The organism is Streptomyces synnematoformans (genome assembly GCF_039531005.1).
GTDB classification, from domain to species: domain Bacteria; phylum Actinomycetota; class Actinomycetes; order Streptomycetales; family Streptomycetaceae; genus Streptomyces; species Streptomyces synnematoformans.
In genome coordinates, this window is the sequence record NZ_BAAAPF010000386.1 from 1 (window position 1) to 5,954 (window position 5,954).

At 74.5% G+C, this 5,954-nt stretch carries 6 protein-coding genes and 1 pseudogene; 4 read left to right on the forward strand and 3 right to left on the reverse strand.

All coding sequences use genetic code 11. The features are described 5' to 3' along the window. Positions 1-428 (forward strand): annotated as a pseudogene (locus tag ABD317_RS32585) (hypothetical protein); the annotation flags it as partial. Positions 429-507: 79 nt separating this feature from the next. Then, entirely contained in the window at positions 508-1,296 is a 789-nt protein-coding gene (locus tag ABD317_RS32590) for a hypothetical protein (protein WP_344294763.1), read from the forward strand. A 1-nt stretch (position 1,297) separates the two neighbouring features. Here the strand turns inward: ABD317_RS32590 and ABD317_RS32595 are convergent, their stop codons facing one another. Further along, the gene (locus tag ABD317_RS32595) at positions 1,298-2,092 is read right to left on the reverse strand and encodes an NPP1 family protein (RefSeq protein ID WP_344294765.1); all 795 of its coding nucleotides are present in this window, start codon (positions 2,090-2,092) and stop codon (positions 1,298-1,300) included. A 172-nt stretch (positions 2,093-2,264) separates the two neighbouring features. Continuing rightward, the gene (locus ABD317_RS32600) at positions 2,265-2,666 is read right to left on the reverse strand and encodes a GNAT family N-acetyltransferase (RefSeq protein ID WP_344294767.1); all 402 of its coding nucleotides are present in this window, start codon (positions 2,664-2,666) and stop codon (positions 2,265-2,267) included. A gap of 120 nt (positions 2,667-2,786) precedes the next feature. Between ABD317_RS32600 and murA the strand changes: the two genes are divergently transcribed. Continuing rightward, complete coding sequence (gene murA / locus ABD317_RS32605; protein WP_344294769.1) at positions 2,787-4,094, forward strand: UDP-N-acetylglucosamine 1-carboxyvinyltransferase; 1,308 nt, start codon at positions 2,787-2,789, stop codon at positions 4,092-4,094. Positions 4,095-4,150: 56 nt separating this feature from the next. Next, a complete protein-coding gene (locus ABD317_RS32610; protein WP_078627427.1) occupies positions 4,151-4,369 on the forward strand; it encodes a hypothetical protein in 219 nt (72 codons plus the stop codon). Here ABD317_RS32610 and ABD317_RS32615 read toward each other — a convergent pair. Then, positions 4,344-5,633, reverse strand: a complete 1,290-nt coding sequence (locus ABD317_RS32615; protein WP_344294772.1) for a low temperature requirement protein A — start codon at positions 5,631-5,633, stop codon at positions 4,344-4,346. The two genes, ABD317_RS32610 and ABD317_RS32615, sit on opposite strands and share 26 nt — an antisense overlap. Positions 5,634-5,954: the final 321 nt, after the last annotated feature.

Here is a 5,954-nt window from a genome sequence, read left to right on the forward strand (position 1 = left end):
CGCCGGCGGAGGGGAACGCCCGCCCGGCGGCCCGGGGCTCCACCCCGCCGTCCGGGCGGCCCGAGCCCGAGCCCGAGACGGAGCCCCCGCCCGAGCCGGTCACGGTGGAGTTCGCCCTCACCGGCGACGGCCCCGTCGAGAAGCTGACGTACGCCGTCAACCGGAAGCCCGAGACGCTCAAGGACGTCTCCCTGCCCTGGCGCAAGACCGTCAAGGTCCCCAGGGAGAACGGCTCCGCCGCCTACAGCCTCGACCTCTCGCACCACGGCGAGATCACCTACGAGGTCCGCGTCGACGGCCGCCAGGTCATGTCCCAGCGCTCGCCCGCGCCCGGCATCCCGGCCGCCGTGCGCGGGCCGGGGCCCTACAGCGCGGAGGCCGGCGGCGAGGTGGCGTTCGGCGCCCCGCCCGGGGACACCGGCGCGTAGCCTCCCGGCTCCGGGACCCCTCCACGGCGGGGGTGGTTACCGTGAGGCGCAGTGACCCGGAGACGAGGGGGTACCCGCCATGGTGAGCAAGATCACTCTGCTGCCGAAGGACGTCGGCAGCCTCAGCCGCGGACTGCCTCCCGGCGACGTGCCGCCGCAGCCGGAGACGCTGTTCGTGCTGGGCGCGAACGGCGGGATGAGCGTGGCTCCGGACGCCGGTTTCACCCTGGTGTTCGGGCGGAACGAGCCGGAGGTGCACGTCTGCGTCGGCGGCGGCGACCGGCACGTCAGCCGCCGGCAGGGGATGCTCACGCGGCAGTACGCGCGCTGGATGCTGACCAACACCGGGAAGCGGCCGATCCGCTTCCCCGACTCCCGGCTCGTGCACGGCGGCGACCAGGCGTTCCTGCCCGCCGGCTACACCCCGCTGTTCGTCGTCTCGCCCCGCCAGGACCACCTGCTGGAGGTGCGGATCTCCGCGGCCCGCACCGGCGGCGCGGCAGGGGGCCCGACCGTGCAGGAGGAGTCGACCCTCGGCGAGGAGCGCGACCTGGACGACGAGGAGATGCTCGTGCTCGTCTGCCTCGCCCAGCGCTATCTGCAGGGCGACCCGCAGCCGCAGCCGCTGACCTGGGCCCAGGTCGCGTACGAGCTGAAGCGGCTGCAGCCGGCGCGGAGCTGGACCGAGAAGCGCGCCGCGCACATCGTCGCCGGCGTGCGGCAGAAGCTCAGCCGGGACGGGGTGCAGGGGCTGATGGCGAGGGACGTCCCGCCGCCCGTCGGCAACGCGCTCAACCACAACCTCATCACCGACCTGCTGGTCACCGCCACGATCGAGAAGAAGGACCTGCGGCTGCTGGAGGAGTGAGCTACGGGGCGGCGGGGTCGAACGGGACGCCCTCGGGCAGGGCCTTCTCCAGGTGGGAGACGAAGGAGGAGTCCTTCAGGCCGAAGTGGGCACTGCCGAAGTCCGCCGCGGCGAGCCAGTCGCGCACCCCCGGGGGATAGCCGTTCCAGCCCACCAGGTCGGGGAACTGCCACCCGCCGTGGTGGTTCTCCGGCGGCTCGTCGTTGCCGGTGGCCGGGCGGAAGGCGTGGGTGCCCAGGCCGTCCTTGTGGTAGACGACCTTGGGGTGGGTGCCGTCCCACCGGATCCGGTCGCGGGCGTAGGTGTCGAAGTCCCCGTGGGCGGACGTCGAGACGTACTGCGCCTGCTGCGGGGCGTCGTTGCGCACCCACACCACGACGTGCTCCCAGTCGTGCCGGTGCCCGCCGAGGCCCGTGCCGGGCAGCGCCTGGTCCTTCTCGAAGTACAGGCCGTAGACCACGGCGCACCAGCCGTTGTTGCACGTGGCCCGGGAGTAGCCGTTGGTGTTGTCGAGGTCCGCGGCGTCGCGGCAGCCGCCGTTGAGCGCGCCGCCCGGTTCGAGGCCGGGGCTGACGGTGCCGTCGGCGCCGATGGCCGGGACCGGGTAGCAGCCGTCGGTGTCGTAGTCGTACGCGGGCTGGAACGTCTGCTCCAGGCCGTCCGCGTTCGCCGGCAGCGCCGGCGGCGGGGCGGCGGCCGCCGAGGCGGCGTGCGGGACGGCGACGACGAGCGCGAAGGCGCCGCCGACGACGGCGGACACCCTGCGGATCCGGCTGCTCCGGCTGCTCGGCCTCATGTGCCCTCCCCAGGCGGCTTCGTGGAGCCTCGGCGACGCCTCATCCTCCGGGCGCGGCCGCCGGACGGGCAACGGTGCGAAGCCCCCCATGGGAGACATGTACGGCCGGCGAGGGATGACGATCCGGTGGCCGTGCGGTGACGCGGCGCCGTCGCTTGGGTGCGCGCGCAGGTCAGCCGGTCAGCGCGACGAGACCCGCGGGCGTCGGCCGGAAGCCGCAGCCGTCGACGTAGAACGGGCGCAGCTCCTCGGCGAAGTCGACGTGCAGCCACGCGCACCCGGCCGCACGCGCCCCGGCCACCGCCTCCGCGACCAGCCCGGCGCCGATGCCCGCCCGCCGCCGCGTCGCCGGCACCGCGGTGTCCAGGAGGAACGCGTGCACGTCGCCGTCCCAGGCGACGTTCACGAAGCCGGCGAGCGCGCCGCCGTCGCGGGCGCACACCCAGCCGAGGCTGTGGCGGTGCAGCCGGGCGTGCCAGTCGGTGTCCAGCACCGGGTGCCGGAACGCCTCGGCGTGCAGGGCGTTGACCTCCGCGTTGCCGAACCCGCCCCGCCACTCGTACGTGACCGTCATGCCGGGAGCGTACGGCCACCGGCCGACGCGCGGGCTCCGGCCCCCCGGCACCGGGCCGGGGCGGCGGCGCAGCCGGGGCCGGGGGAGGGGGCCGGCGGGGCACGGTCGTAGGCTGCACGGGTGAGTGGGAAGCTGTGGCAGATCGAGCCGTCCGGACCGCTGCGCGGTGACGTCACCGTGCGCGGGGCGAAGAACGCGGTCAGCAAGCACATGGTGGCCGCGATGCTCGGCGCCGGGCCGAGCACCATACGCAACGCGCCCGACGTCGGCGAGGTCGGCATCACCGCCCGGATGCTGGAGCACGTGGGCATGAAGGTCGAGCGCGTCGACGGCGAGGTCACCGTCGTGCCGGGGCCGGTGGCAGACCCGAGCGTGGACAAGGCGTTCACCGGGCTCAACCGCATCCCGATCCTGCTGCTGGGCCCGCTGCTGCACCTGGCCGGCGAGGCGTTCGTGCCGCTGGTCGGCGGCGACCCGATCGGCCGCCGGCCGGTGGACTTCCACCTGGACGCGCTGCGCCGGTTCGGCGCCGAGGTGGAGCTGGCCGAGGACGGCATCCACGCCCGCGCCGCCCGGCTGCGCGGCACCCGCGTCGACCTGCCGTACCCCAGCGTCGGCGCCACCGAGACCGTGCTGCTGACCGCCGTACGGGCCGAGGGCCGCACCGTCATCCGCAACGCCGCGACCGAGCCGGAGATCGTCGAGCTGGCCCTGTTCCTGCAGCGGATGGGCGCGCGGATCTCCCTCTACCCGGACCGCCGCATCGTCGTCGAGGGCGTCGACGCGCTCGGCGGCGCCACCACCCGGCTGGGCGGAGACCGCATCGAGGCGTTCTCCTACCTGGTCGCCGGGCTGGTCACCGGGGGAGAGGTGCGGGTGCACGGATGCCCGCAGGACCGGCTGGTCACGCCCATCACCACGCTGGCGCGGATGGGCGCGCGGTTCGAGATCACCGACGAGTGGATCTCCGCGTCGGCGCCGCGGACGCTGCGCTCCGCCGCCGTGCAGACCGACACCCACCCCGGGTTCGCCACCGACTGGCAGACGCCGCTGATGGTGCTGTTCACCCAGGCCGAGGGGATGTCGGTGCTGCATGAGACGGTGTACGAGAACCGGCTGGCCTACGTCTCCGCGCTGCAGGGCATGGGCGCCGAGATCGAGGTGTACGACACCTGTCTGGGCGGCCCCGCCTGCCGCTACCACGACACCGGCGCGCTGCACTCCGCCGTGGTGCGCGGCGTCAGCAGCCTGCGCGGCGGGGACGTCACCATGCCGGACATCCGCGCCGGGTTCTCCGCGGTGCTGGCCGCGGCGGTCGCCACCGGCGGCTCGACGCTGCGCGGGGTGCACCACATCGAGCGCGGCTACCACCGGCCCGTCGAGCAGTTCCGCACGCTCGGCCTGGAGCTGCACAGCCGCGAGGAGTAGCGCGCGGGGAGTACGCGGGGACGGCGTTCGATGAGGGAGACCGGGAGGGGACCGACGTGGAGTGGTGGTGGCTGGCGGCCGCCGTGCTGCTCGGCGGGGCCGGCGTGGTGGCCGCCGGCTTCCGGCAGGCCGACGACTCGCCGCGGCGGCTGTCGGGGCGCTCGCGGCGCACGGCGCGCGGGCTGTCGGTGGTGCTGATCGGCGTCGCCGTGTTCTTCGGGCTGCTGGTGGCGGTGGGCAGGTTCCTGCTTACGACGGGGAACGGCGGGCTGTGAGGTCCGCCAGCATCCGGCGCTGGTGCCGGTGGCCGACGGTCTCGTAGCCGACGACGGTCACGAACGGCGCGAGCATCACGACCAGCAGGCACACCGCGACCGGCGCGCCGGCCGCGGACAGCAGCACCGCCGCGCCCAGCACCGCCAGGGTCAGGGAGATCAGCAGCAGGTGGAAGCGGTCCCCGGCGGACAGCAGCAGGGTGTGGAGCAGGTAGACGACCAGCAGGTAGAGGCCGACGGGCAGCGCCAGGGACAGCACCACGGCGACCGCGCCCGCCTTCGCGTGGTGCTCCAGGTAGAGGCCGGCCACGTGCAGCCCGGCGCCGGCGCCCGCGATGCCGGCGAACACCAGCATGTGGCCGTAGCCGAAGAGGTACCCGCGGGCCCGCCGGTGCACCAGGATGTCGCCGAAGGGCGTGCTGAAGTACACCCACCACATGCCGAAGGTCAGCCCGACGCCGGCCACGACGACGGCCACGGCGTTCGCCGTCCACTCCGTGCCGTGCGGGCCGCCGAGCAGGCCGCCCGAGGAGGCGACGGTGCCGACCACGCCCTCGCCGAGGGTGATGATCGCGAAGAGGCCGTACCGCTCGGCGACGTGGTGCGGGTGCCACGGCGTCCCGCCCGCGCCGCCCTGGGTGAGCACCGGCAGCAGCAGCTCCAGCACCGCGAACACCGCGAAGGCGACGAGCACCGGCCCGAACGACAGCTTCGTGAACGCCACCACGAGCCAGCCCGCCTGCGCGATCACGGTCCAGCGGATGTTCGCCGTGCTCACGCGGTGGAACGCGGGTGACTCCCGGGCGGTCCGCCACCACTGGGCCACCATCGCGATCCGCATCACGACGTACCCGATCACCATCGCGCGGATCTCCAGGTGGTCGCCCTCCTCGACCGAGTGGAACATCGCCGGCAGGCCGAGGGCGAAGACGACGACTCCGATCATCTGCAGCATCGTCAGCGACCGGTAGAGCCAGTCGTCAGTGCCGAACGCGGACGCGAACCAGCTGTAGCTGATCCACGCGTTGGTGATCGCGAACATCGCCAGCGTGAACGCCACCACCGCCGGCCCGGCGTGGTCCCCGGCGACCATCTCGGCGAAGTACGACGAGGCGGTGCCGACGGCGACGACGAACGTCAGGTCGAAGAGCAGCTCCAGCGGCGTGGCCTTACGGCCGCGCTCCCGGGGGTCGCGGCCCCGCATCGGCACCCGGCTGTGCGCCACCCGCCCGGGGCCGCCGGCGGCGGGGTCGGACTCGGTCATAGCGAGAGTTTATGCTCATATCGGACAGTGGTCGCCGCGCGGACGCGCCACCCCGGAGGCACCGGGACGCCCCGCGGGCACCGTTGACACCGCCCGGAGCGCGGCCAGCCTCATGTCCCGACCGCACGCGACAACGATGTCAGGCATCGGGGGGCGCGCCCACACGCGAAGGGGCACCAACGATGGGCACCGCCGCACACCACCGCACCCCGCTCTCCCGGCGCCGGCTGCTGGCAGTCGCCGCGACGTCCGCCGCCGGCGCCGGCGGCCTGGCACAGGCCGCGCCCGCGCGGGCCCTGCCCTGCCCGGCCCGGCCGCGGG

Coding starts and splice junctions, on each gene's coding strand:
- ABD317_RS32600 (WP_344294767.1), bottom strand. CDS start 2,666: ATGACGGTCACGTACGAGTGGCGGGGCGGGTTCGGCAACGCGGAGGTC.
- ABD317_RS32615 (WP_344294772.1), bottom strand. CDS start 5,633: ATGACCGAGTCCGACCCCGCCGCCGGCGGCCCCGGGCGGGTGGCGCAC.
- ABD317_RS32595 (WP_344294765.1), bottom strand. CDS start 2,092: ATGAGGCCGAGCAGCCGGAGCAGCCGGATCCGCAGGGTGTCCGCCGTC.
- ABD317_RS32590 (WP_344294763.1), top strand. CDS start 508: ATGGTGAGCAAGATCACTCTGCTGCCGAAGGACGTCGGCAGCCTCAGC.